This window comes from Candidatus Phytoplasma melaleucae (assembly GCF_030588185.1).
In the GTDB taxonomy this organism is placed as follows: domain Bacteria; phylum Bacillota_I; class Bacilli_A; order Acholeplasmatales; family Acholeplasmataceae; genus Phytoplasma; species Phytoplasma melaleucae.
In genome coordinates this window covers 31,785-58,326 of record NZ_JAOSID010000001.1, presented here as the reverse complement: position 1 = coordinate 58,326, position 26,542 = coordinate 31,785, and the positions used below count along the sequence as shown (strand labels likewise).

Here is a 26,542-nt window from a genome sequence, read left to right as displayed (position 1 = left end):
AAATTAAAAAAAAGTTACTATGTAGTTGTTAAAGTAGGGAGGTTGGTTGGTTAATTACAAAAACTATTTATTAGTTAAAAATTATAAAATTGATAAAAAGTTAATAAGTTGTTTTGCTTTTTATTGTAGTGATATTTTATAATGCTGAGGGAGGTATTAATATAAATTACAATACAGCAAAATAAAGATCATTTTAGGAATCGTTTTGATTGATTGCGAAGGGGTTATTAATTTTGCTTTCGAATAGAAGAAGATTGATTTTAAAAGCTATTGTTGAAAATTATTCAAAACATAACCAACCAGTTAGTTCCAAGTTGTTGTCCTGTCTGCCTTATCTTAATTACTCAAGTGCTACTATTCGTCATGATATGGCTCAATTGGAAAAAAAAGGGTATTTACAAAAACCTCATATATCTAGCGGCCGGATTCCTTCGCTGAAAGGTTATGTTTTTTATTTTAATAATTTAATAACTCGTAACCATAATGTCATTGAAATGATTTCTTTATTTGAAAAGTTTTTTCAGCAAAAAAACTTTAATAAGGAAAGTGTCATTGAAAAAGTTTTAAAACTTTTAGGCAATTTAACCCATTACGTCGTTATACTAGTTAGACCTAATATTTTAAAAATACATAAGTTAAACAAAATTTATTTAATTTCTGTTAATTTTAAACAAGTTACCATTGTTGTTATAACGGATCATGGAAATGCTCAGTGCCAAAATGTTAATTTCAATTTTCATAAAAATTTTACTTTTGAAAATTTGAGACAAATTATATTTTTGCTTAATCGTTTATTATTTGATAAATATTTATATGAAGCTATAGAAATTGCTCGTAATATCATTATCCAAAAAAAGTATTTTCATCATTTTTATAATCATGAAAGCTTAATTAAACCTTTAATAGAAATTTTTTACAGTTTTTTGGCTAATAATTTTCATGTTTATGGCGTTTATAATTTCATTAACAACTTCATTTCTCATGATATAGTTACAGTTAAAGAGTTGTTAAAATTAATAGAAAGTGATAATTTGAGCCAAATTTTTTTTGATTATGAAAAAAATATTTGTAAATTGGCTAACCGAATTAGTTTAACATCATATAGTAAGTTTGCCATTATTTCTGCGCCTTATAATACAGGCGATGGCAAAAGTGAAAAAGGATTTATAGCAGTTTTAGGTCCTGTAATGATGAAATACCAGGAGATAATCCCTATTTTAGAATATTTGTCTGCCCATTTATCTCAGTTATATGAAAGATAATAGAAAAGATAGATTATAATAGTGAATAAGATGTTTAATAGGAGTAAAAATTTAAATGAATAAAGATGAAAAGAATAATCAGTCTCAAATCAAAGAAGAAAATAATCATGATGATAAAATAAACAAATGTGGATGTGATGCTTCTCGAAATAATTTGAAAAGAGATGAAATGATTAACCATGAAAAAGAAACATCACAGAAAGAATTCATCAACAATGACCAAACTAAATATGTTGCGAACCAAAAACAAGAGGTAAAAAAAAATTTTTACAACCAACCAACAAGTTGTAACTGTCATAGTGATAGTGTAAAATCAACAGAAGCACACAAAAATGAACAGGAGAACTCTTGTGATAAAATTCAAAAATTAGCAGAAGAAAATGTTCATTTAAAAACAGATTTACATAAAATAAAACAAGAATTAATTAATGCCAAATTAAGATATCAAGCCGATTTAGACAATTTTACCAAAAGAATACAAAAAGAAAAAAACATAGAATTAAAATATGCTTCTATGGAATTAGTGCGTGATATATTAATTCCGTTAGAACTCTTTGAAAGAACTTTAGAAACTCCTTATGAAGATAAGATATTAAAACAATTTTTATTAGGATTTCAAATGATTAATCAACAAATTAAAGATATTTTAATACAATACGGAGTTAAAGAAATTAAATCTTTAGGAGAAAAATTCAATCCACAATTACATCATGCATTAGAAAAAATTTCAGATCCGCAACAACCAAACGGAATTAATGTTGTTGTTTTACAAAAAGGTTTTTTATATAAAGATTTAGTTGTTATGCCATCTAAAGTAAAAGTAAATGAATGGAGCAATACGAACAATGAAGAAAACAAATAAAATTATTGGAATAGATTTAGGCACCACTAATTCTTGCATTGCTATTTTAGAAAATGGTAATCCTAAAATTATTCCTAACGCAGAAGGAGATAGAACTACTCCTTCTGTTGTATCTTTTAAAGAAAATGAAATTATGGTTGGTAATGCAGCTAAAAGACAAATGATAACCAATGTTAATACTGTAGTTTCCATTAAAAGACACATGGGAGATAAAAACTATACAGTTGATTATAATGGGAAAAAATATACTCCTCAAGAAATAAGTGCTATGATTTTGAGAAATTTAAAAAAACAAGCTGAAGAATATTTAGGTGCTGAAGTAGTTAATGCAGTTATTACAGTGCCAGCCTATTTTAACGATGCTCAGCGACAAGCTACTAAAGATGCAGGTAAAATTGCTGGGTTAGAGGTAAAAAGAATCATTAATGAACCAACAGCTGCTGCTTTAGCTTATGGTATAGAAAAAAACCATTCCCAAGAACAGAATATTTTAGTTTTTGATTTGGGAGGCGGAACATTTGATGTTTCTGTTCTAAATTTATTAGAAGGTAATTTTGAAGTTTTATCTACTGCTGGTGATAATAAATTAGGTGGTGATGATTTTGATACTGCGATCATGAATTTTTTGATAAAAGACTTTAAAAAAGAAAATGGTGTTGATTTATCTAGAGATAAAGTAGCTTATCAAAGATTAAAAGATGCTGCTGAAAAAGCTAAAAAAGACTTAAGTGGTCTTTTATCAACACGAATAAGCTTATCTTTTATTTCCATGAGTGCTGATAATAAATTTCCTCTTCATCTAGAATGCGAATTGACAAGAGCAAAATTTAACGAATTAACTCAAGACTTGGTAGAACGTTGTTTAAAACCTTTAAGAAGCGCTTTATCTGATGCTAAACTAAAATATAACCAAATTGACCAAGTTATTTTGGTAGGTGGTTCTACTAGAATTCCGGCTGTACAGGAATTAGTCCAGAGAGAGTTGCAAAAACAACCTAATAAAAGCATTAATCCTGATGAAGTAGTAGCTATGGGAGCTGCTATACAAGGTGGTATTTTAATAGGGGAAGTAAAAGATGTAGTACTTTTAGATGTTACTCCTCTTTCTTTAGGTATTGAGACGTTGGGAGGAATTTTTACAAAATTAATCGATAGAAATACAACTATCCCTACTAATAAAAAAGAAATTTTTTCTACTGCTGTTGATGGTCAAACTTCCGTCGATATTCATGTTTTACAAGGTGAGAGACCATTAGCTAAAGATAATCAAACTTTAGGAAGTTTTCGTTTAGACGGCATTCCTAATGCTCCTAAGGGTATACCAAAGATTGAGGTGACTTTTGATATTGATGTTAACGGTATTGTTTCTGTATCAGCAAAAGATTTAGGAACTAATAAAGAACAAAGTATTACTATTTCAGGTGGAAGTGGTTTGAGTGAAGAGGAAATTAAGAAAATGATTAAAGAAGCTGAAGAAAATGCTGAAGCTGATAAAGTAAAAAAAGAACAAATTGTTATTCGTAATGATGCTGATACTCTTATTGCTCAAACTAGAAAAACTTTAGATTCTCTTAAAGACGAAGTAAATGTTAATGATAAAAACAACATCGAAACAAATATTAAAGATTTAGAGCAAGCTTTAAAAGGTGATGATTTTAATTTGATTAAAGAAAAGGTAAATGTTTTAGAAAAATCGTCTCAACAACTAGCTATTAAGGCTTATCAAAAAGCACAAGAAAAAGAAAAATCAAGTAATTCTAATTCTCAAACGAATGAACAACAACAATCTAATGGTGATGATAAAGTAGTTGACGCAGAATTTGAAGAAAAAAATAAATAAAGTATCAAAATTTAAATCATTCGACTAAACCAAAAAAAGATAATAAGTTCTTTTTTTGGTTTCTTTATTAATTCGCTATTTCAATTTTAATTAGGAGTTTTATTTTGAAAAAAGATTATTATAACATTTTAGGCTTATCTAGAAATGCAAATGAAGACGATATTAAAAAAGCTTATAGAAGACTTGCTAAAAAATATCATCCTGATGTTTCTAAAGAGCCTAATGCTGATGAAAAATTTAAAGAGATTCAAGAAGCTTATCGTGTTCTAAGTGATCCTGGCAAAAAAGCTCAATATGATAATCCAGGACATAGTTTTTCTGGATTTAATGAAAATTTTAGTGGGTTTCAAGATTTTAATAATAGTTCATTTGATTTTGATATTTTCTCAAGTTTTTTTGGTTCTAAAACTAGTAATAGAAATAAAACTGGTTCAGGGGAAGACAAACATATTAAAATAATAATTGATTTTATGGAAGCAGCTTTAGGAACTGAAAAAAAAATTAAATTTGATATTCAAGAAGATTGTAGTTATTGCGGTGGCACAGGAGCTAAAAGCAAAGAAGATATTAAAATTTGTTCTTATTGTAATGGTCTAGGATATGTTGCTATTTCACAGAGATTTTTTTTAGGAGATATATCTACTCAGCAAGTTTGCCCTCAATGTCGTGGGAAAAAAAGAATTATTATAAATCAGTGTTCTTTTTGTCAAGGAAAAAAAAGAATAAAAAATACAAAACAAATTACTTTAAAAATACCAGCAGGAGTTGAAAATGGAATGACTTTAAAGTCTTCTCAACAAGGTCATAGTGGATATCAAGGATCAGTTAACGGCGACTTATATGTAGAAATTCACATTAAACCACATACTGTCTTTAAAAGAGAAGGTAATGATGTTATTTCCGCTGTATTTATTAATTTTTACCAAGCTGCTTTAGGCACTATTGTTAATGTTAACACTATCCATGGCGAAGTAGAATTAAAGATTCCTGGTGGAACACAAACTGATACTAAATTCAGACTAAAAAATAAAGGGATTCCTTATTTAAATTCTTCTTCTCGTTTGGGCGATCATTATGTTGTAGTCAAAGTGCGTACACCTGATACTCTTTCGCAAGAACAAAAAAGTGCTTTTAAAAAACTTGAAGAATTAGATCAATTAGAAAAAAAACAAAAAAAAAATAGATCTTGGTTTTTTTAATTTTGATCATTACCATCATTTTTTACGTTAAGAATGATGGTTTTTTTACTTTAATTTATTGGTTTTAAATATTTTCAATTTTTTATCTTTTCTATTTTTATTGAATACGTTTGAAATAAATATTATTAAAGTAGATTAATTAAACAAAATAGTTTATTTGTGTTAATATAAATACAGAATAGCATCAAAGTGTCAAAGATTTAAGGTTGAGGAATAAAAAAACAATTTATGATCTTAATAAAATATTCCAAATTAAGCAATTTAAAACCTTATTTTTATTATGGGTTAGAGCGTTATATTTTAAATAATGTTGTGAAACATGATAACGAGGTTTATTTTTTTTTATGGCAAATGAAAGGTATTGTTTTGGGCCGAAATCAAATTATTGAAAATGAAATTAATTTGGATTTTGTAAAAAAAAATAAAATTGATTTTTTTAGACGTCCTACAGGGGGAGGTTGTGTCTATAATGACATCAATACACCCATTTTTAGTATTATTGCTAAAAAAAAAGATCCTAATTTTCATTTTAAACAATATTTAAAACAAATTATTAAAGCTTTTCAATGTTTAGGTGTTAATTTATATTTTAGTGGGCGCAATGATATGTTATTAGAGGGCAAAAAAGTTTCAGGTAGTGCATTTTTGCAAAATAAAAATGGTGTTATCATACATGGAACTTTGCTTTATAATTGTGATATTGAGATTATGATTCGTTGCATTACGCCTAATAATGAAAAACTAATCTCGAAAGGAATTAACAGTGTAGTTTCTCGTGTTGCTAATTTAAAGGATTATCTCAATGAAATGACACAAGAAGAACTGATCCATCATTTAGAAAAATATTTAACAACAAGAGAATATTTGTTAAGCAAAGAAGAAATAGAACGAATAAAGCAAATTTCTCAAGAATATTCTTCTAAAGAATGGTTATATTTCAAACATCCTCCTTATTCCAAAATTTTAAAACATCGTTTTCCTTGGGGCGATATCGAATTATCATTATCATTAGAAAATGGTAAAATTCAAAAACTTTTACTAGCAGGAGATTTTTTTGGCAAGGAAGATAATTTATCTGAATTTACAAATTATTTCGTAAATATTCCCTATACAAGCGAAAGTTTAAAAAAAATTTTGAGGGTTATTAATATTCAAGATTATATTTTGAATGCTTGTAATGAAGATTTTTTATTTTTATTCAAGAAAGGTATTTTACATTCATAAATTAATTTATATTTAGAATAATATTTATGATGTTTTTATTTTTATTTATAAATTAATAAATATAAAAAATATATTATAATATAAGGAAGGAATATAGAAAAAATAAGGATGAAAAAATTTTTGTTGAGAAAAATTACGGTTATTTCTTGGCTATTAACTATTTCGCTTGTAATTGAATTTTTTTTTGTTAAATTTTTATCTATTGATTGTCACACTTCTTTATTAAAATTAGAGTTATTACCTATTATTTTAATAGGATTTTTGTTTGGTTTCAAATTTAGTTTTTTTGCGAATTTTTTCTATATTTTAATTCACATAAGTTTAGAATTTTTAATAGATTATCATAAAATGAGTTTTTTTTTAAATGTTAAAAGCGATCAGTCGTTTTTTTTGCAAATTTTACTTTTATTATTTATGTTTGTAATACCTTATATTTTTTGTTCTCTTTCAGGTCTTTTTTATCAGGAAAATTTAAAAAATTTAACAGATTATAAATCTCTTATTTTAAGCTTGTCATTAATTACTATCATGCAAATTTGTTCTTATGCTTGTTTTACCTATTGTCTTTCGCTTTTATCTCATAACCCAATGTTAGATGATTTTAGAAATATTTTATGGGTTCCTTGGTTTTCTTCGTCTATTTATATGATTATTTTTTTATACTATTTATTATCTGTTATTATTAATAACTTATTAATTGGATTTATTTTATTTTTTATAAATCCTATTTTAAAAGATAATATAGAAACTTTATTTTTAAATTAAATTTACAAATTTGTAACTAAATCAAAAATTCTTATCTAGTGATTAGTCTTTTTGGATAAATTTATCTACGATTTTTAAATAATCTAATCTAGGATTGTAACGAAACGGAATCATAAAAAAGTTTTGTTCAAAAATGTCATAACTTATGCTTTTTTTTGATGAATTATTTAAAAAATCAGTTAAATAATTAATTGGTAAATAGAAATATTTATTTTTAGTTTTGAAATTAATAATAAAAAAAGATATACCTTTCAGTTTTTGTACTTCTTGTAAATTGTATATCTGGTGTTGAGGAATATTGGACAAGTTGAAATATTTTGGATTATTTGTTTCTTTGACATCAAATGATAAATATTTACCTTTGTAAATACCTTGGTAATCAGGTAAAGATTTAAATTTATAATAAGCCTCAACAATTTTAGCTTTTTGACGATTTGGATATTCAACTTTTACAACTTGAATAGGGATTTCATTTTTGTGGATGAATGCTATTTTTTGCTCTCTATAGAAAATATTAGTTAAGTTAATATCTTTTTCTAAGCTAGAACCTAAATTATTTTTTCTTATTGTTTTATTATTGGTTCTATCAATTTTAAGAAAATAAACCATACACAGAATTGTCGCTTTCTTTTATAATGAGTTAGTTTTTGATATTCATAACAATGTAAATATGTGGGTGGTAAAAAAATATTTTCACAATTCTAATTATATAAGAAACATTTAGTATATTCTGAAATAAATATTTTATTTATTCATTATTACTAAAATTACATTATTAAATTTTATCCAATCTTTTTAAGGAGTTTATATTATATAAAATGCAAGAAATAAGTTTTTTTGCCTTAGGAGGCATGGGGGAAAATGGAAAAAACTTTTATCTATTAAAGATTCAATCTTCTTATTTTGTTTTAGATGCAGGTTTGAAATATCCCAGTCTTATAATGAATGGTATAGATGCTATTATTCCTTACTATAGTAAATTAGAATTTATTAAAGATAAAATTAAAGGTATTTTTATTACTTCGTCTTTAGACACTCATTCTGGTGCTTTATCTTATGTTATTGAATACTTAAATGTGCCTGTTTATGCTGCTAATTTCACCATAGAAGTTTTAAAACACTATTTAAAACAAAAAAACATCGATGATAATAAAGTAATATTTCAAGTGGTCCATGACCAAACACAGATAAAATTAGATGATATTAAAATTCATTTTTTTAGCATATCTCATTTTTTACCAGGAGTCTTTGGGATTGCTTTTGAGACAGTTAAAGGAATAATTCTTTATATGAGTGCAATGAATTTATTGCAATCAAAAAATAAGTCTTTTCAAACGAATTTTAAATATTTAGCTGAATTGTCTCAAAAAAAAGTTTTAGCTTTATTACCAGCTTCGCAAGGTGTTTTAAATATCACTACTTTGAAAAAAGAAGATATTTTAGAGTATGATCTAAGCAGTTATTTTGCTAGTATAGAGAAAAATATTATTATTTCTTTTTTAATTCCTGATTTGTTAAAAATACAAATGGTTATAGATTTGGCTGTAGAAGCAAATTTAAAAATTGTTATTTTAGGAAGAAAAAGCGAAAAAATTATTGATATAGCATTACAACAAAAATATCTTAGAATTCCAGATAATTTTTTAGTTAATCTGAAAAAAGCCAGTGATTATTTAAAATATCAGAATCTGGTTGTTATAGTAGTTGGTAAACGTTTTGAACCTTTTTATAGATTGCAAAGAATGTGTAAACAGACGGATCGTTTGATGAGATTAAATAAGCTGGATAAAATTCTATTGTTTTCTATTGATTTTGCAGGTATTGATAAAATACAAAATAAAACTATAGATATGTTAGCGCGGAATGGTTTTATGGTAGATGTTTTGGTGAAAGATTTATTGCAAACATTTTCTTATAATTATGAAGATAATTTCAGATTAATGCTAAATTTATTAAATCCTACTTTTATAATTCCGGTTATGGGAGAATATAGACATCAGTATCAAGTGAAAAAGATTGCTCAGAATTTTAATTATCCTGTGAATAAAATTTTTTTACTAGAAAACGGAGATATTTGGTCTTATGATGGCAAAAATAAACCATTAATTAAAAAAAAATTTTTTAAAAATTTAGGAGATATTTTAATCGATGGTACTCCTGTTTTAGATGGTAATGATTTTATTTTAAAAGATCGTGAGCTTTTGGCTAATGACGGTATTATTATTGTAGTTTGCAATCTAGATATGAGATTAAGAAAAATTATAGGTAACATCGAATTAATTAGCAAAGGTTTTTTAAGTAAAATCAAAATTGATTCTTTGTTGATGGAAATAAAAGATTTATTTGTAGAGATTAGTAAAAATTTTCTAAATAATAATAGACAAATTAAATGGAGCGATTTTAAAAATAATCTAAGAGAAGAATTATCCAAATTTGTTTTTAAAGAAACTAAAAAAAAACCTGTAATTATTCCTGTTTTAATTTCAGTTATACGTTAAAACATGTTTTATAACAGGAGATAAGCCAAATCAACAAGAAAGAAAAGGTTAAATAAAAATATAAAATGGAAACTCTTAATAATAAGATAACACTTTCACCTCGTAGAGATTTTGATATATTGTTTTGTGCGTTAGGAGGATTAGGCGAAGTTGGCAAAAATATGTATATTTTTGAAATTAAAGAGAAAATTTTTATTATGGACTCAGGGATGTCTTTTTCAGATGATTCTTTTTTAGGAGTGAATTACATTATTCCCTAGCTATGATTATTTAATCAAAAATGAACATAAAATTGTATGCCTTTTAATTACTCACGGTCATGAAGATCATATTGGTAGTATTCCTTATTTATTAAAAAGAGTTAAAATTCCCCGAATTTTTGTGTCTGGAATTGCTTACGATTTAATAGAATTTAAGTTAACAGAACATAAACTGCATAAGTATTTTAGTATTATAGAAAAATATTTTTATGATTCTGAATTGGTATTTGATGATGTAAAAATTTCCTTTGTGCGACTTAATCATTCTATTCCTGATACTTTTGGAGTTGTGTTTAGATATCATCAGAATATTCTTTTTTATACAGGAGATTTTAAAATCGATCACACTCCTGAAGGGCCCTTAGCAGAGTATTCAAAATTGTCTGATTTAGGCAAAGAGGGAGTTTTATGTTTATTATCAGATTCTACTAACGCCCAACAACAAGGATTAATAGAATCTGAGTATAAAATTGGTTCTACTATTAATAAACTTTTTTATAAAATCAAAAATAGAATTATTATTGTTACTTTTGCATCGAATTTTTATCGTATTAAACAAATTATTGAAGCAAGTGTGCGTACTAATAGAAAAGTAGCTGTTTTTGGAAGAAGTATGGAAAAAGCAATTGATACAGGCTTGAAAAATGGTTATCTGAAAGTACCTAAAGAATTTTTAGTAAATGGGAATAATATTGATAAATATGATGATATCACTTTACTTTGTACTGGATCACAAGGTGAACCATTAGCTGCTCTTAGTCGTATGGCTCATGGTATCCATAGACAAATAAAACTTAATAGCAAAGATACGGTAATTTTTTCTTCTTCTCCTATTCCTGGTAACCAAGATAGTGTTAATAAAATATTAGACCTCTTATATAAAATGGATGTTAATGTTATTATTCACGGTTTTTTAGTTGATACGCATGCTTCAGGACATGCTAGCCAAAATGATTTAAAATTAATGTTAAATTTAGTTAAACCTAAATATTTTATTCCAGTTCATGGAGAATATGTTATGTTAATGGCTCACAAGAAGTTAGCCATTGAATGTGGTTTACTGCCAGAGAATATTTTTGTTTTAGATAATGGAGATTTATTAGGTATTAGTCGTAATAAAACACAACTAATTGGCAAAATTCCTTATGATAATATTTATATTGATGATTCAGGTATGGAAGATTTAGGTAGCATTATTTTAAAAGAAAGAAAAATTCTGAACGAAGAAGGGTTATTATCTATTATTGTGAGCATTGATACTAAAAAGAAAAAAATTGTTAACTATCCAATGATAGTGTCCCGAGGTTTTATTTACATGAAAGGCAATCAAGAGTTAATCACACAAATATCTTCTGATGTAAAAAAAATGTTACAAAAATTACTAAGATCGGATACAATAAACAAAAGTTATTTGAAAAAAGTTATAGTTGATTTTATTACGCCACAAATTTATGAATCTACTTTACGTAATCCTTTGATTTTACCCATTATTTTAACTATTTAATGCTATTTTATCAAATTTATAAAGGAGTTGTTTAAAATGAATTTAATCACGAATAAAAATGATAGTGTTCAAGATGAATTTTTAGTTCATAATATCAAAGCGGTAGTCCAAGTTAGATATTTAAAACAATGTAACCAGGTTCAAAGAGAATGGTTTTCTCATGACATAGAAATTTCTATCAAGGATAAGAATTATTTTTTTAAAAAATTATTTTTGATATTTGATCATATAGATAATGATAATCCAGAATTTTTTTTACAACCAGGCCAAATGATTAACATTATTTATGGTAAATTAACTCAATTCTCTCCAGATAATAGTTTAAAAAATGAAAACTATTTGCTAATAGTTTATAAATTTAAACATTTAAGTGATAAAACCAATTAAAACTAAACTTTAAAATTTAATTTGTTTTTGCTTATTTTGCATACATAAATTATTTTTTACATATTTCAGTAAAATATTATATTATATTCTTGATTATGTTTTTAGCAAAAACTAAATAATATTCGAAACATATAAGATACATTTATTTTTTGAGCTAAATGACAATTTAGTTTTTTTGATTAAGAATAAAATTAATTTATTGTAGAAATATTTATAAGTTGAAATAATTAAGTTATTTTGAACATTTCAAATCATCAATTATTAATTTAAACTTTATTGTTTTGTTTAGTGTTTAATGAAAGGTGTAAAAAATATGCCAGAATTACCAGAAGTAGAAGTTGTTGTAAGAGCTTTAAAATCCAAAATGATAAATCGTGTTGTTACAAACATAAGTATTTTTTATGAATCTATAATCGGACAAAGAATTATTTTTGAAAAAATTTTAAACAAAATTTTTTTAGATATATATCGCAAAGGTAAATATTTAGTTTTTTTTTTAAGTGATAATTTGGTTTTAGTTGGCCATTTAAGAATGGAAGGTAAAATAAATATTGAACACGTGGATGCTTGTACAACTGTAGATAGACATGAACATTTTCGATTATTTTTGGATAATGATACTGTTTTTAGATACTATGATTTTCGCAAATTTGGGCGCTTTTTATTGTATAATAAACATAACTATTTGTCTGAAAGTAAGTTAGACCAATTAGCTTTAGATCCTTTTTTAATATTAGCCAAAGATTTTTATCAAAGATTGCAAAAAACTAATGTTATGATTAAAAAAGTTCTCTTAAACCAAAAGTTTATTTCAGGTATCGGCAATATTTATGCTAGTGAAGTTTTATTTTTATCTAAAATTCATCCAGAGACTCCTGCTTGTCATTTAACTTTAAAACAAGTCGAATTGTTGTTAAAAAAAGCTCAAGCAATTTTAACTGAATCTATCTCTTTAGGAGGGACTACAGTTAATACTTTTGAATCTTTGGGGATCAAAGGGTTGTTTCAAAAAAAACTTTTAGTTTATAACAAAAAAAAAGAAAATTGTTGTTTTTGTCAACAGGAAATAAAAAAAATTAACATAGATGGACGTAGTTCTTATTTTTGTTCTTTTTGCCAAAAGTATAATTCAAAAGAATAATTAAATTTAATAGTTTTATATTAAAATATTTTTATATTTATATTAAGCAAAGAGGTTCGTGTGTGTGTAATTCAAAAAAATTTCTATTGCAAAATAACAGTGTTTTATTTCCAGAAGAACAAAAAGCTTTGACTTTATTATATCAACCTTTAATAGGGGCAGAAGCTGTAGGTCTTTATTATACTCTTTATTTTTTAGGGCGAAATCAATTTAACGAATATAATTTAACCCATCAATTTTTGTTTGATTTATTAAATATAGATAATAATGTGTTTACAAAATGCAAAGATAAACTGGAAGCTGTCAAATTACTAGATACTTATCAAGACTCAAAAGGAGATAGAATTTACGTTATTCGTAATCCTTTGAATTCTACTTTATTTTTTCAAGATCCGTTATTTAGCCAATTTTTGTTTAGTGAGTTGGGAGAATATTATTTTGTTTTAGAAAAGTTATTTGTTTTAAAACAGAAATCTGTACCGGAAGACTTTCAAAATATTAGCAAAACATTTGTAGATATTTATCATTTAGAGAAAATCAACACTCAAGAATTTTTAGCATTAAGAACCCAGAAAAATGTCAATGATAGTGTTGAAAAAAGCAATCAATTAACTGTTTTGCAAAAATATTTTGATTATGAAGTTTTTTTGCATTGTTTGCCAGAAAGATTTAAAAAACCTTTTTTATTATCAAAGTTACAAAACATAGATTATATAACTAAGTTAGGATTTGCTTATATGATTACTCCGCAACAAATGGCTTTATTGTATCAAAATGTTTTTCGTAATAATTATGGGAATGACGTAGATTTAAATATATTAAGAAATGTCTTAATGTCTAAATATGATGAAAAAAAAACTTACGTGAAAGTAATTAACACAAGTAATATATCTGATGACCAAAATAAGATGATTCTTTGTTTAAAGAAATCTCATCCTATGAATATTATTAAAAATTTTGGAAAAAATATTTTCATTAACAAACGTGTATATGATGACCTTTTTGTCCTTATACATAAAAATAATGTAGATATAGGAGTTATCAACTCCTTATTAATGTATATATGTAAAAAGAAAGCTCATGAAAATTATTTTGAAATTTCTTATAATTATTGCGAAACTATTTTAAGATCATGGTTAAAACGAGGCATTGTTTCTGCAGAAAACGCCTATAATTACTTAATAGAAGAATTAGAATATAAAGCGCGCAAATATAAAAAAAATGTTAAAAATAGCCCTAAATGGTTAGATGATTTTGAAAAAAGTTTTTGTTAATGAATAAGCAAGTTTTACAAATCGTGTGAAAAAATAAAAAATGCATTTGTTAGAGTGTATTTTTTTGTACTAATTAAAATTATTTTAGTTCATTGAAACAAATAAGGTACGTTTTATGTCAATTTCGAAAGAAAAATATTTTCAAAAAATGAAAAATGATATTTCTAAGCATCCAGAAACTAAAAATTTGATAATAGATGATAAAGATGTTATTATGGTTTATAATTATTTACAAAATAAAGATAAAGAAAATCCTTTTGGTTACAAGCTAATTTTAAAACACAATCCTTATGTTCATGTAATTTGGCAAGAAACTCAAAAAACAAAGCAAATTAATTTGCAAAATAATTTAGCCAGCAAAAATATTTTATTTAATCAAGCGTTAGAATTCAATCTTATTGAAATAGAAAAATTTACACCGCAAAATAAAATACAGACTCAAGTTTTCAAACAAATTCAAATTATAGTTCAAACATGGAATAAAACCAATAAAGGTTTTTATTTATATGGCCCCTTTAATACTGGTAAGACTTTTATTTTAAAAATTTTTTCTAAAATATTAATGCAAAATAATATCCCTTTTTTATTTATTTTTATGCCTGATTTAGCTAGACAATTAAAAACTATTTGGTCTAATGATATATTAGAAAATAAATTAAATTATTTAAAAACAATTTCTTGTTTATTATTAGATGATTTAGGATCTGAAAATATGACTCCTTTTTTTAGAGATGACATTTTACTTCCTTTGTTATATTATCGTTATGAGCATCAATTGCCTGTTTTTTTTAGTAGTAATCTTGATTTTACGGAATTATTAAATTTTTTACAATTTAATCAAGATATTAATAGTAAGATTAAAGCGAATAAGATTATAAATTTGATTAAAAAAACTACTTTATTTTATAATTTTGCAGATTTAGAAAAGAAAAAAAGCAAAAGCATAGTATAAAAAAATATATTTCAACGATATAGCAAAAATATAATCGATATAAAAAGGTTTTATTCTGAGAAAGGATTTTTTTATGTTAAGTTCTAATAAAGAAATTATTTTAAAAGCTTATCGCCAAAATTATGCTATAATTCAAGTTAATATTAATAATTTAGAATGGGTTAAAGCTGCTTTAGAAACAGCTCAGGAATTGTGTTCTCCGATTATTTTGGGCGTTTCTGAAACAGCTGCGCAATATATGGGTGGGTTTAAAACTGTATTCGCTTTAGTTAAAGAACTAGATTGTTTTTACAATATTACTGTTCCTGTTATTTTGCATTTAGATCATGGGTCTGAGCAAAGCGTCGAAAAAGCAATTGAAGCAGGTTTCAATTCTGTTATGCTAGACCAAAATCATTTTAGTTTATCTTTGAATGCGGCTAAAATATGCAAAATTATTCAATTGTGTCGTAATAAAAAAATTTTAATAGAAACAGAAACTAGCGAAATATATTCAAGCTCAGATGTAGTTAATCCTCCTAAAAAAAGATATAACCTTAATGAATGCCAACAATTTATAGATTTAGGGGTTGATATGTTGGCTGTTAATATTGGTAATATGCATGGTAGATATCCTGATCAATGGTTGGGATTAGATTTAGATATTTTAATTAAAATTAGAGAAAAAATTGATTATAAAATCCCTTTTGTTCTTCATGGTGGTTCTGGTGTGCCAGATGATATGATCCACAAAGCTATTAATTTAGGAATTGTTAAAATTAATATCAATACTGAATTCCAAATAACTTTTGCCCAAGCCATTCGTAGATATATTGAGGCAAAGAAAGATTTAGTTGATAATGGTTTTAATCCGAGAAAATTATTAAATTCAGGTTTTTTATCTATTAAAAAAGCTATTAAAAATAAGTTAATTTTGTTTAGATCAGCAAATCAAGCTTAACAAATATAAGTACATTACAAAAAGGATTGTATGTTTTAAAAAAATGAAAAATAAAAAAAAAGAAGCTAATAATATAGCTATTTTAACTTCAGGCGGAGATGCTCCTGGTATGAATGCTGCTATTAGAGCTGTTTTTTTAACTGCTTTTAACAAAGGTTTTACTGTTTATGGTATTAAAGATGGTTATTTAGGATTGTATCGTAATCAAATAGAACTTTTAACCCAAAAACATTTTGAACGTGTTATGAATTTGTCTGGTACATTACTAGGAACTTCTCGTTTTGTAGTGTTTAAAGAAGACGAAAATATTCGTCAAATATGCGTTGATAATTTGAAAAAAATGAACATCACAAAAATCATTATTATTGGAGGGGATGGGTCTTATCGCGGAGCCATAGAATTAACTAAATTAGGTATTCAATGCATTGGTATTCCTGCTACTATTGACAATGACATTAAAGATACTGATTTTACTATCGGATTCAGTACTGCTCTAAATAATATAGTGCTTGCTATTGAAAAATTACGTGATACATCTATTTCTCACAATAGGTGTAGTATTATTGAAGTTATGGGGAAATATACAGGCGATTTAGCTTTATATGGAGGAATCGCTACAGGAGCAGATCTTATTATTACTCATGAAAATATTTTGGATAAACAAAGATTATTAGATAAAATCAAGTATTTTTATAATACTAATAAAAGGCATCTGATCATAGTTATTACCGAACATATTTTTAACGTATATCAATTAGCTCAAGAAATAGAAAAATATAGTGGATTTGAAAGTAGAGCTCAAATTCTAGGACATTTACAAAGAGGAGGTACTCCTACCGCTGAAGATTTAATTTTAGCTTCTAAAATGGGCAATTATGCCGTTAATTTATTGGAACAAAATATTTTTAACTGTGCTATTGGGGTTCATGGGTTAAAATTAAATTATACTAGTTTTGAAAGTGTTTTTAATTTTTCTTCTACTCCTAATGAATTATTTCAATTATTAAATTATTTATCTTAAGAGAGAAAACTTTCTTTTCTTTTTATTTTCTTTTTTATTACAATGCTTTATTTTTATTTCTTTATATCGTATTTTTTTCATAATTTTAATATGGTAAAGGTTAAATATTTTATGATTGTAGATGCTGTGCGAACAAAAACTCCTAATTCAAACGAAAATCAATATGATTATAATTCAAAAACAATTTTTAAAAATTTAATGTTTCTGGCTTTTCCCATTGCTATATATTTATTATTTCAACATATAATAACTATTGTGGATTTTTATATTATTAGTAATTCTAAAAGCACTTTAAAATTAGATGCATTAGTAGTTTATATGAAACAAATTAAAGGAATACTTAGTAGTATTGCTGTTAGTTTAGGCGGAGCTAGTTTAGTTTTAGTTGCGCGAGAATATCAAAAAACAAAAAAAGAAATAGCGCAACAATATGCTACTTTAGCTTTTTTATTATCTGTTATTATTTCTTGTGTTATCTTTGTTATTTTTTATTTAGGTGCTCAATTACCATCTGATTTAGGAAATATTTTTTACAAAAAAACTTTTCATTCTGATAACGGTTTTATTTATTACAATATTTTACTATTAACTTTTGTTTCTATGACAATTAATTCAGTTTTTTTAGGATTAGAGATAGCTAAAAATAGATCTCGATTTGTTTTAATTTTAAATATTTTAAATATTATTTGCAGAATATGCCTTTCTTTTGCGTATAAGAAAGTTTATAGAGATGAAATAACAGTTGTACATTTATCATATGCAGACTTATTTTCCAATTTATTTATTACTATCTTAGCTTTTTATTTTATGTTACACCCTAAAAACGACTTTCGGTTACAATTACATAAATTATTATTTCCCAAAAAAATCATTAAAGAAATGTTAAAGTTATCTTGTATCTTAATGATTGGCAAAACTACTTATCAAGTTGGTAAAAAAATTATTTTGGATTGTTCTAGTGATTGGTATGGTTCTGATTTAGTGGCTATTGCAGGTTTATCTTCAGTGATTAATGGTATTTTTTATGTTATTGCTCAATCTTTAGAAGATGCTCAAACAAAAATGGTTTCTCAAAACGCTGATTCACAAAATAACAAAAGAACTTTTAAAATATTCCAACATGTTTTAATAATTACTTTTATTATAGGTATTTTAGGTATTCTAACTAATTATTACTTTGGTACTATTTTGCTAAAAAAAATTAAACCTAATATTAACTTTGATATGGCAACGATATTTAAGTTTAAAGAAATTCTATTTTGGGAACAAATTTCTTTGTTTACTTCTGTTTGGACTTCTATGATTATGGTTTATATGGTGGCCTATCGCAAAAATGCCAACATTGTGTTATGTATAAATATTTTAAGAATTATAATAAGAATATTTTTTTTATGGTTTTTTCATAAGTTTGCTTTTTTGAATATTAATTCATATAGACAATTTGGTTTAAGTACTTTTGCAAGTAATACTATTATTTTTTTCATCATTATTATTATATTTATTCTTTTTTTGCGTAAAAATTGTATTAATACTTCACTAAGTTAAGTTAATGATGAAGATTTTTCTCGTTAAGGAAGTAAAAAATTGGTTTTAAATCATATTAATAAAATAAAACTTTTATTTGGAAAAAATATCGTTGTTCTTAAATTACTATAAAATCAAAGGTTTGTTCTAAGACAATAAAAGGCGCTCATGTTTGAGATATATATTTCATTTTGATTGTCTGTTATTTTTTTATTCTGGATATTTCAGATTTACAAATATCTTTGTGGAGAGAAATGAAATGAGTTTCAAGTTAAATATCAATGATCTTAATCTTTTTTTGGATTGGGGCCAAGAAGTTAAGTTAATTACACCTAAAATAAAAAATATCCATTTTCAATTACATCATAATCTATTATTACAAAATAAGGATTTAGGATGGTTAAGATTACCTTCTAATTATGATAAAAATGTAATTAATAGAATCAAAACCTTAAAAAGAAAATATAAAGATTTAGATGCTTTAGTGATTATCGGCATTGGAGGATCTTATATAGGATCTAGAGCAGGAATAGAATTTACGCAAACTTTTTTTAGAAAACCAACCCCAGAAATTATTTTTGCAGGACAACAAGTTTCAGGAAATTATTTATCAAATTTAATTAAATATTTAAAAGATAAAAAATGGGCTCTTAATGTTATTTCTAAATCAGGTAATACTTTAGAACCAGCTTTATCTTTTCGAGTTTTAAAAAAAGAAATTGAAACAAAATACGGTGTTCAAAAGGCTTGTGAATATATTTTTGTAACTACAGGTAGTCAACCAAAAAATATTTTATTGGATATAGCTTTGAGAGAAAATTACGAAACATTTATTATTCCAGCATCAATTGGCGGCAGATTTAGTGTTTTAACTGTTGTAGGTATGTTGCCTTTTATATTTGCTAATTTGAATGTTGATAATATTTTAAAAGGAGCGTATCAAGCCTATATTGATACTTCTGTAGAAAATCTTTGTTTTAATTCAGCTTATAAATATGCTGTAGCTAGATATTTGCTTTATAAAAAAATGAGTAAACAAATCGAGCTATTGGTTTGTTATGATCCTGAATTAATGGCCTTTTCAGAATGGTGGAAACAATTGTTTGCAGAATCAGAAGGTAAATCTGATATTGGTCTTTTTGTAAGTTCTGTTAATAATTCGACAGATCTTCATTCATTAGGACAATTTATCCAAGGAGGCTCTAAAATTATCTTTGAAACAGTGTTAAATGTGACTTCTCTTAAAAATGATTGTATTATTCCTGAAATGACTTACGACCTAGATAAGCTAAACTATCTTGCAGGTAAATCTTTTTCACAGATTAATCAAAAAATTCTTCAAGCTACAAAGCAATCACATATATCAGGAAATGTCCCTAATATTGAAATTATTATTGATAGATTAAATGAATATCATTTTGGATATTTATGTTATTTTTTTCAAAAAGCTTGTGCCGTTTCTGCTTTGCTTTTAGACATTAATCCTTTTGATCAACCAGATGTAGAAATATATAAACATAAAATGTTAGCTCTTTTAAAAAACATTTAATTAATTTTTAATTTCTCAATGATTTTTATATAATCTTAGTATACCAATAAATTAAAGTATGTAGCAAGTTATTGTTACAATAAATTTATTGCTTTGATAAATAATAAAAAAATATTATGGTTTTTGTATAAATTAAAAATTAGATATATATGAATTTTTATCTGCATATTTAGTTAATTTTATTTTGCCAGCAGCGAATAGTTTTATATATAAAGGAGATTATTTTTAATGAAAATTATTAAATTTTATTTTTTTATTATAATTTTTTTTATTATGATATTTGTTTTTTTTGCTATTGAAGCTTTGTCAGTGAGTTATAAGTATCTTGATGACGCTATGATTAGAATTAATAAAGAAAATCATTTGTTGCGTAAAAAAATTTCTGATATTAGTGTATCTTCTAGTGTATCTACTATTTCTGCTCCTTCTTCTAGTTCTGTTAATAGTGATTATAATTTAGATATTAAAAATGGAATTGTTAGTTTTCATGATGATGATTCCTGTAAAAAAGAAACATTTTGGAATTCTCATACAAAATCAATCGTAAAAGAAATTTTTTATACTAAAACTAACCAAGATTTTTATCATATTTCCTGCGTTAAACATTATTCTGTTAACGGTAAATGTATTAGTCATGTTATCTATTATGCTAATTCGAATGTTGCTTCTATACGCCAATTTGACGAAAACACTGGTAAAATGATTAGAAGTATTTCGTATAAAGATGATGGTACATTGATATATGATACCATTAATTAATTAAAGTAGTTATTTATTATTTCTTGACTTCGAAAAAAATCATGCTTTTTGCTGTATTTTTTATTTAGAATTAAAGTGCTGTTAAAAAAACATTGTCTAAAAATGATATTTTAGCAAAATAAAAAGATGTTTCGACATTTCTAAAAGAGTAAATTACTAGTAATTTTTACTAAGTTACTATTGTTTTAATATATAATTGGCATTAATATTAGGTATTTTTATTTTTTCGTATTTTATTTATGTGTCTTTTGCTGTAACCACCAATTTATTTCTTTCTTTAAACTTCTTTTCTTTTTTGCCATGGATAGCTATCATAAGATAGCAATAAGGAAGAAAGAGACAGAAGCATTATATAAAATGATGATAAAATCATATAAATACTAAGTAAAAGATAATGATTAGCTTTGTGTATACATTAATTTAAGTATTTTTAATGTCTTTTTTTGTTCTTTGTACATTAATTACATATGTTATAATATGACGAGGTGTTTTTTTATTTTGATAACCAAAAATAAACAACCTCAAAGATGATTAATTAAATATTTGTATTAAATTTTTCAACTTAAAGATAATTTATGCAATTTATAAATAATAATAATAATTAAATTTAAAGTATATAACAAACAGGTGTTATAATAAAAATATTATATTTTTGTAATATAATAAAAATGTTTTTTATTCCAAATACATTGTTAAATTAGAAAAGAGCAAAATAAAAATAACTACATTATTACAAAAGATAGTTTTTGTTAAAAGTAAACAAAAATTTTTGTTATTATTGTTTTACATATTTTTGATATTGATCGCTTTTGTGAATTTTGGTAATTATATTACAGCAACGGATAGTAATTCTTCTGATAATATTTTTAATTTAAACAAACAAATTGAACAAAACCAAAGAATTGCCACAGTAGAATTGAATTATGCTGAAAAACTCAAAAAACAGATTAATGAAGCAAATACTAATTCATTTGTAAAGCTTATTTTTGAAGAATGTGCAGTAGAAATAGAAAAATTAAATGATAATTTAATAGAATTAAAAGCAATATCAGACAAAAAGAATAATCAAAATAATTTGAAAGAAATTGAAGAATTTCTTAATAGTATAAACCAAAAATATAAATCATTAATTACTAAAATTAAAAAATATAACACAAAAATAACTAAACAAATGTTCGAAGAAACTAAGAAAAAAAACGAAAAGTTGTTTAAAATAATTAATTTGTTTTTAGATGAAGAAAATAAAATAATCCCAGAATTAGTTAGTAAAACGCAGTATAAGCTTGATGCTAATCCAATAGCGAATGCAATTGATTTTTATAATAAAGGTAATAATTTAATAGAACAAGCAGATATGGAACATAATAACGAATTTATAAATAATAAATATGATCGCGCTAGATATAATTTCGAGCAAGCTATACAAACATATAAACAAAATAAACATAATTTAAAAAATCTTTTTATAAATAAATTAAATCCGTTGGAAAATTATAATTTGAAAAATAATCTTCAAAAAACATCTTTTTTTTCTTCGGATAGACAAGAAAAATCCGTAAATATTCAAAGTTTCGTCATATTTTTATTATTTTTTTGGAATTGTATTATATTCATATTCTTTATCTATATTTATAAACATTTTATTAAACCTAAATCATAAGTATTTGCCGAAACTAAAACAAAATTTTTGCGACATTAAATAAAAAAAAGAGCTTAAAACTCTTTTTTTTATTTAAAAAAGTAAAAATATTTCTAGAATCACACTAAAATGGCTAAAGCTAAAGCATAATTATCAGTATGTGTTATAGAAATCATAACTTGATTGTTATAAAAATCAATAACATAAGGAGATCCATTTTTTTCATCATTCAATATAGACCAATCATAATAATTGTTACACAAATTACCTTTGCTATAAACTTTAAAAATAGCTTCTTTAGCTGCCCATCGTCCAGCAACAAAATGACATTTTCGTTTAACAGAAAGAATTTTATTATAAATTTGGTATTCTAGCTTAGATAAAATACGATTAGCTATTTTTTGAACTCCAATCTTTTTAATTGTTTTCATTTCTACTAAATCGATACCAATGTTTTTCATTCTTATTTGCCTTTTTTATTTATATATTATTTAATGATAAGGATAGTAACCGGTAAAATTCTTTTTCAGAGATGATCTTGACTTTTAAGTCAATAGCTTTATTTATTTTCGATCCACTTTTTGTACCACAAATTAAATAATCTGTTTTATGCGAAAGATAATTTGTTATGAAAGCACCTAATTCTTTTAAAATAGTAAATATTTGTTCGCGAGAATAACGTTCTAAAACCCCCGTTATAGCTATTCTTTTTTGATAAAAAAAATTACTACTTTTAGTAATTTTGTTATTGTTCATTTCGAAATTAAGTTTATGCTGTTGTAATATTTTTATTTCTTCTATATTTTGAGTGTCTTTAAAATAATGCTGGATGCTTTTAGCAATTTTAATTCCTATTTCAGGAATTTTTATTAACTCGTTAATACTAGCTTGTTGTAACTGAAAAATACTTTTAAATTTATTGGCTAGTATTTCAGCTATTTTACGACCAACATGCGGAATCCCTAACCCAAATAAAATTTTATCTAAAGTATTTTTTTTACTTTTTTCAATGGCTATTAGAATTTTATTAACTTTTTTAACGCCAAAGAAAGACAATTTTTCTAATTCATTTTTAAATTCATTTAAACAGTATAAATCAGAGATTTTATTTAAAAACCCTTTTTGGCTTAACAAACTTATTGTTTTTTCGCCCAAAATATTAATATCCATTGCTTCTTTAGAAACAAAGTGAATAATTTTTTTTATTTTTTTTTCTTTGCATTCGTTGTTAGAACAAAAATAATTAACTTCATCCAGCTCTTTGTTTAATTTATAACAACAGAAAGGACAATTAGTAATCATTTGGAAAGGAAGCGAAATACCAGGTCTTTTTTCTTTTATAACTTTGATAATTTGGGGAATAATAGATCCTGATTTATGGATTAATACTCTATCATTAATACGAATATCATTTGTTTTTATATAATCATAATTATGTAAAGTTACTCTCGAGATGATGCTACCGCTAATAATAACAGGAACAAGTTCTGCTATAGGAATAACTAATCCTGTTCTTCCTATTTGAAAGCTAAAATTTTTGATAATAGTTTCACTTTCGGTAGAATTAAATTTATAAGCAATAGCATACTTAGGAAATGTTGTAGTATATCCTATGAAAGGATATAAGGATAATTGATTAACCTTTATAACTATACCGTCAGAGTCATAATTTAGATTTAACCTGAATGTTTCATAAAACTTTATTTTTTCGACTATATGCGCGAAGGTATCAATAACATAAAAATGTGGATTAACTGAAAAACCCATATTTTTCAAAAACATTAAAACTTCTTCTTGTGTTTGAATCTCAATAGGAGGATTAATGATCGTGTAAAAAAAAGAGGATAAACGTCTTTTAGCGACAATATTAGAGTCTAATAATCTTATTGTTCCAGAAGCAGCATTTCTAGGATTAGCAAATGTATTTTGATGTTTTTTAATTTGTTCTTTGTTTAATTTTTCAAAATTATGATGATCAAAAAAAATTTCTCCTCTGACTTCTAAATCGATTGGTTTTTTAATTTTTAAAGGAATATTTTTAATAGTTTTAATATTGTCTGTTATTAGTTCACCTTTGATTCCGTTGCCTCTAGTAAGAGCTTGCGCTAAAACCCCTTTTTTATATTTTATACTTATAGCTACACCGTCTATTTTTAATTCTGTCACAAAATTACAATTATGAAATTTTTTTAATATACGATCATAAAATTTTTGTAATTTAGTTATATCAAAAACATTTTCTAGCGATAACATAGGCGAATAGTGCTCTGCTTTTTGAAAGTTGGAATTTAAATTACCGCCAATTTTGAAAGTTGGGCTATAGGAAAGTTTATATTGAGGGTATTTTTCTTCGAGGATTATTAACTCTTGTAATAAAGCATCGTATTGTTGGTTTGTTAGTGAAGGATCACTTAAATTATAATATTCATAATTTGCTTGAGTAAGGGTGTCTGTTAAAAACTTTATTTGTTTAGCTATATGGAATGTCACATTGCTCCACCTTTTTATTACCATTATATTATGTTTTTTCATCATACTTTAGGGGGTAGTTCTTGGTCAAATCTTGTCAAAAATATTTTTCTATTGCTAAAATTTTAATATTATGGAAAATAAATCTTAATAATTTATTATTATGCGTGATATAACTAAATAAAAAGACTTTCAAGAACGAGAGAGAGAGAGTTATGAATGATAATTTAACTTCTTCAATGATTATTTGGTACATTATTTGTTCTTTGACTTTGATAGCGGTTCTTTTCTACAATTTACATATTCACTATGTTAAGCTCATTTTTTGAGTTTATTCTATTTGCGTGGAGATATTTTGCATACGGGCAATCATGTTTTAGAAGTTATGGATATATCAGCAAAAGCACTATTTAATTGTCTTAATAAATTGTTTTTTGTTATAAGTTGGGGTTTTTGCTTCTAAATTGATTCCAGCAGCTATGGCAAGAAATAATAATCCTAAGTAAATAAAGAAATAAATTAAAATTATCTGAAATGATTTGTTTGATTTAAATATTTATCTAAATCCTTTATTTAATTATATTCTTTCTCGGAAATAATTTTTTATAAAGAGAAGGTTAACTCTTAATCTTCTTAGTTTAAATTACTTACAATCATATTTTAAACTATTTTTGAAATTTTCAGCAAGGTTTAGTGTTCTTTAGAAGCGAAAGATTTATGTTGAACCCTAAGTTTACTAATTTGGAATTCAACTTAGGAAATTTAGTGACTATTTTAGTTAGTTGATGCGAAAATCGCGAACATGTATTGCTATTTTTTAAAGATTTTTGGCAGGTCTTCTTCTTTTTTTCTTGTTTATTCTGATTATTTTGCAAATAATCTTCTGTTAATTCGAAAGATAATTTAAAATTATTTTTAATTTTGCCAATGACTTTTTTCTTTGTAGGATATGTTTTCAAACGTAAGCTCTCATTATCACTTTCTGAAGGTCATAAGCTTTTATTTTATTAAGATGAGCTTTAGTTGTTTTAATTTTAGATCTAGATGCCTTATTTTCTCTTTTTATCGTAATTTTTTAACTCTCTGGAATTATTTAATTAGGTTTTTGGTTTGAAGAATTGAATCAAATCTTCTAAATGCTATTGTTATTTAAGTAATTATTTTAAATATCTTTTATTAGTTACTAATTAAAAACACTAATTAAACAGCACAATTATTATTTGTTAGTATTAATTGTTATCCCAAAAAAAGATAATGCATAAATAAGCAATAATTTTTTCTATTCATTGGATTAATTCATTTACAAAATGTCATCCATCATTGAATCAAGTTTTTTATTATTATATTTTATGAGAATGAGAAATAGTCAATTTTTTATGCTTTAGGCACCATTCAAACAAGGTTATTAAGCAACTTATATTTGTGGGATAAATACTTTTTTACTTTTTTTTGTTATAATTGTGTTATAAATAT

General features: G+C 24.9%; 21 protein-coding genes and 1 pseudogene. 18 read left to right on the top strand and 4 right to left on the bottom strand.

Annotated features, from left to right (window positions below; translation table 11 throughout):
- The first annotated feature begins 209 nt into the window (after positions 1 to 209).
- The 6 genes from hrcA (at position 210) to OC680_RS00210 (ending at position 7,152) form a co-directional block, all read left to right on the top strand.
- Positions 210 to 1,262 (top strand): heat-inducible transcriptional repressor HrcA, encoded by a 1,053-nt coding sequence (hrcA, locus tag OC680_RS00235; RefSeq protein ID WP_304515115.1) that lies wholly within the window; start codon positions 210 to 212, stop codon positions 1,260 to 1,262.
- 55 nt (positions 1,263 to 1,317) lie between these two features.
- Positions 1,318 to 2,124, top strand: coding sequence for a nucleotide exchange factor GrpE (locus OC680_RS00230; RefSeq protein WP_304515114.1), 807 nt, complete (start codon positions 1,318 to 1,320; stop codon positions 2,122 to 2,124).
- On the top strand, positions 2,108 to 3,964 hold the full coding sequence (gene dnaK / locus OC680_RS00225; protein WP_304515113.1) for a molecular chaperone DnaK: 1,857 nt from the start codon (positions 2,108 to 2,110) through the stop codon (positions 3,962 to 3,964). The genes OC680_RS00230 and dnaK overlap by 17 nt, the downstream gene beginning before the upstream one ends.
- A 104-nt stretch (positions 3,965 to 4,068) precedes the next feature.
- Positions 4,069 to 5,163 (top strand): molecular chaperone DnaJ, encoded by a 1,095-nt coding sequence (dnaJ, locus tag OC680_RS00220; RefSeq protein WP_304515112.1) that lies wholly within the window; start codon positions 4,069 to 4,071, stop codon positions 5,161 to 5,163.
- A 228-nt stretch (positions 5,164 to 5,391) separates the two neighbouring features.
- The gene (locus tag OC680_RS00215; RefSeq protein WP_304515111.1) at positions 5,392 to 6,387 is read left to right on the top strand and encodes a lipoate--protein ligase; all 996 of its coding nucleotides are present in this window, start codon (positions 5,392 to 5,394) and stop codon (positions 6,385 to 6,387) included.
- A gap of 120 nt (positions 6,388 to 6,507) precedes the next feature.
- Positions 6,508 to 7,152, top strand: a complete 645-nt coding sequence (locus OC680_RS00210; RefSeq protein WP_304515110.1) for a hypothetical protein — start codon at positions 6,508 to 6,510, stop codon at positions 7,150 to 7,152.
- A gap of 42 nt (positions 7,153 to 7,194) precedes the next feature.
- Here the strand turns inward: OC680_RS00210 and recU are convergent, their stop codons facing one another.
- On the bottom strand, positions 7,195 to 7,761 hold the full coding sequence (gene recU, locus OC680_RS00205; RefSeq protein ID WP_304515109.1) for a Holliday junction resolvase RecU: 567 nt from the start codon (positions 7,759 to 7,761) through the stop codon (positions 7,195 to 7,197).
- A gap of 209 nt (positions 7,762 to 7,970) precedes the next feature.
- Between recU and OC680_RS00200 the strand changes: the two genes are divergently transcribed.
- The 12 genes and pseudogenes from OC680_RS00200 to OC680_RS00145 all read left to right on the top strand — a co-directional run bounded on the left by OC680_RS00200 (position 7,971) and on the right by OC680_RS00145 (position 22,621).
- A complete protein-coding gene (locus OC680_RS00200) occupies positions 7,971 to 9,650 on the top strand; it encodes a ribonuclease J (RefSeq protein ID WP_304515108.1) in 1,680 nt (559 codons plus the stop codon).
- 65 nt (positions 9,651 to 9,715) lie between these two features.
- Positions 9,716 to 11,414: pseudogene (locus tag OC680_RS00195) on the top strand (ribonuclease J).
- A 36-nt stretch (positions 11,415 to 11,450) separates the two neighbouring features.
- Positions 11,451 to 11,801 carry a hypothetical protein gene (locus OC680_RS00190; protein ID WP_304515107.1) on the top strand — a complete coding sequence of 117 codons (351 nt, stop codon included), beginning with the start codon at positions 11,451 to 11,453 and terminating at the stop codon, positions 11,799 to 11,801.
- A gap of 313 nt (positions 11,802 to 12,114) precedes the next feature.
- Positions 12,115 to 12,942: a DNA-formamidopyrimidine glycosylase gene (gene mutM / locus OC680_RS00185; protein WP_304515106.1), complete on the top strand. Its 828-nt coding sequence runs from the start codon at positions 12,115 to 12,117 to the stop codon at positions 12,940 to 12,942.
- Positions 12,943 to 13,004: 62 nt separating this feature from the next.
- Complete coding sequence (locus OC680_RS00180) at positions 13,005 to 14,216, top strand: DnaD domain protein (RefSeq protein WP_304515105.1); 1,212 nt, start codon at positions 13,005 to 13,007, stop codon at positions 14,214 to 14,216.
- A 115-nt stretch (positions 14,217 to 14,331) separates the two neighbouring features.
- On the top strand, positions 14,332 to 15,168 hold the full coding sequence (locus tag OC680_RS00175) for an ATP-binding protein (RefSeq protein WP_304515104.1): 837 nt from the start codon (positions 14,332 to 14,334) through the stop codon (positions 15,166 to 15,168).
- 73 nt (positions 15,169 to 15,241) lie between these two features.
- Positions 15,242 to 16,108 carry a class II fructose-bisphosphate aldolase gene (locus tag OC680_RS00170; RefSeq protein WP_304515103.1) on the top strand — a complete coding sequence of 289 codons (867 nt, stop codon included), beginning with the start codon at positions 15,242 to 15,244 and terminating at the stop codon, positions 16,106 to 16,108.
- 43 nt (positions 16,109 to 16,151) lie between these two features.
- The gene (locus tag OC680_RS00165) at positions 16,152 to 17,129 is read left to right on the top strand and encodes an ATP-dependent 6-phosphofructokinase (protein ID WP_304515102.1); all 978 of its coding nucleotides are present in this window, start codon (positions 16,152 to 16,154) and stop codon (positions 17,127 to 17,129) included.
- A 111-nt stretch (positions 17,130 to 17,240) separates the two neighbouring features.
- Positions 17,241 to 18,674 (top strand): MATE family efflux transporter, encoded by a 1,434-nt coding sequence (locus tag OC680_RS00160; protein WP_304515101.1) that lies wholly within the window; start codon positions 17,241 to 17,243, stop codon positions 18,672 to 18,674.
- A 238-nt stretch (positions 18,675 to 18,912) separates the two neighbouring features.
- The gene (locus tag OC680_RS00155) at positions 18,913 to 20,202 is read left to right on the top strand and encodes a glucose-6-phosphate isomerase (RefSeq protein WP_304515099.1); all 1,290 of its coding nucleotides are present in this window, start codon (positions 18,913 to 18,915) and stop codon (positions 20,200 to 20,202) included.
- Positions 20,203 to 20,430: 228 nt separating this feature from the next.
- Positions 20,431 to 20,961 carry a DUF2963 domain-containing protein gene (locus OC680_RS00150; protein ID WP_304515098.1) on the top strand — a complete coding sequence of 177 codons (531 nt, stop codon included), beginning with the start codon at positions 20,431 to 20,433 and terminating at the stop codon, positions 20,959 to 20,961.
- An 811-nt stretch (positions 20,962 to 21,772) separates the two neighbouring features.
- Positions 21,773 to 22,621, top strand: coding sequence for a hypothetical protein (locus OC680_RS00145; RefSeq protein ID WP_304515097.1), 849 nt, complete (start codon positions 21,773 to 21,775; stop codon positions 22,619 to 22,621).
- Positions 22,622 to 22,719: 98 nt separating this feature from the next.
- Here OC680_RS00145 and OC680_RS00140 read toward each other — a convergent pair whose 3' ends face one another.
- From OC680_RS00140 to OC680_RS00130, 3 genes are all read right to left on the bottom strand, one after another.
- Complete coding sequence (locus OC680_RS00140) at positions 22,720 to 23,061, bottom strand: holo-ACP synthase (RefSeq protein ID WP_304515096.1); 342 nt, start codon at positions 23,059 to 23,061, stop codon at positions 22,720 to 22,722.
- 19 nt (positions 23,062 to 23,080) lie between these two features.
- Positions 23,081 to 25,090 (bottom strand): NAD-dependent DNA ligase LigA, encoded by a 2,010-nt coding sequence (ligA, locus tag OC680_RS00135; RefSeq protein WP_304515095.1) that lies wholly within the window; start codon positions 25,088 to 25,090, stop codon positions 23,081 to 23,083.
- A gap of 659 nt (positions 25,091 to 25,749) precedes the next feature.
- Positions 25,750 to 26,028: a hypothetical protein gene (locus OC680_RS00130; protein ID WP_304515094.1), complete on the bottom strand. Its 279-nt coding sequence runs from the start codon at positions 26,026 to 26,028 to the stop codon at positions 25,750 to 25,752.
- Between the last annotated feature and the right edge of the window lie 514 nt (positions 26,029 to 26,542).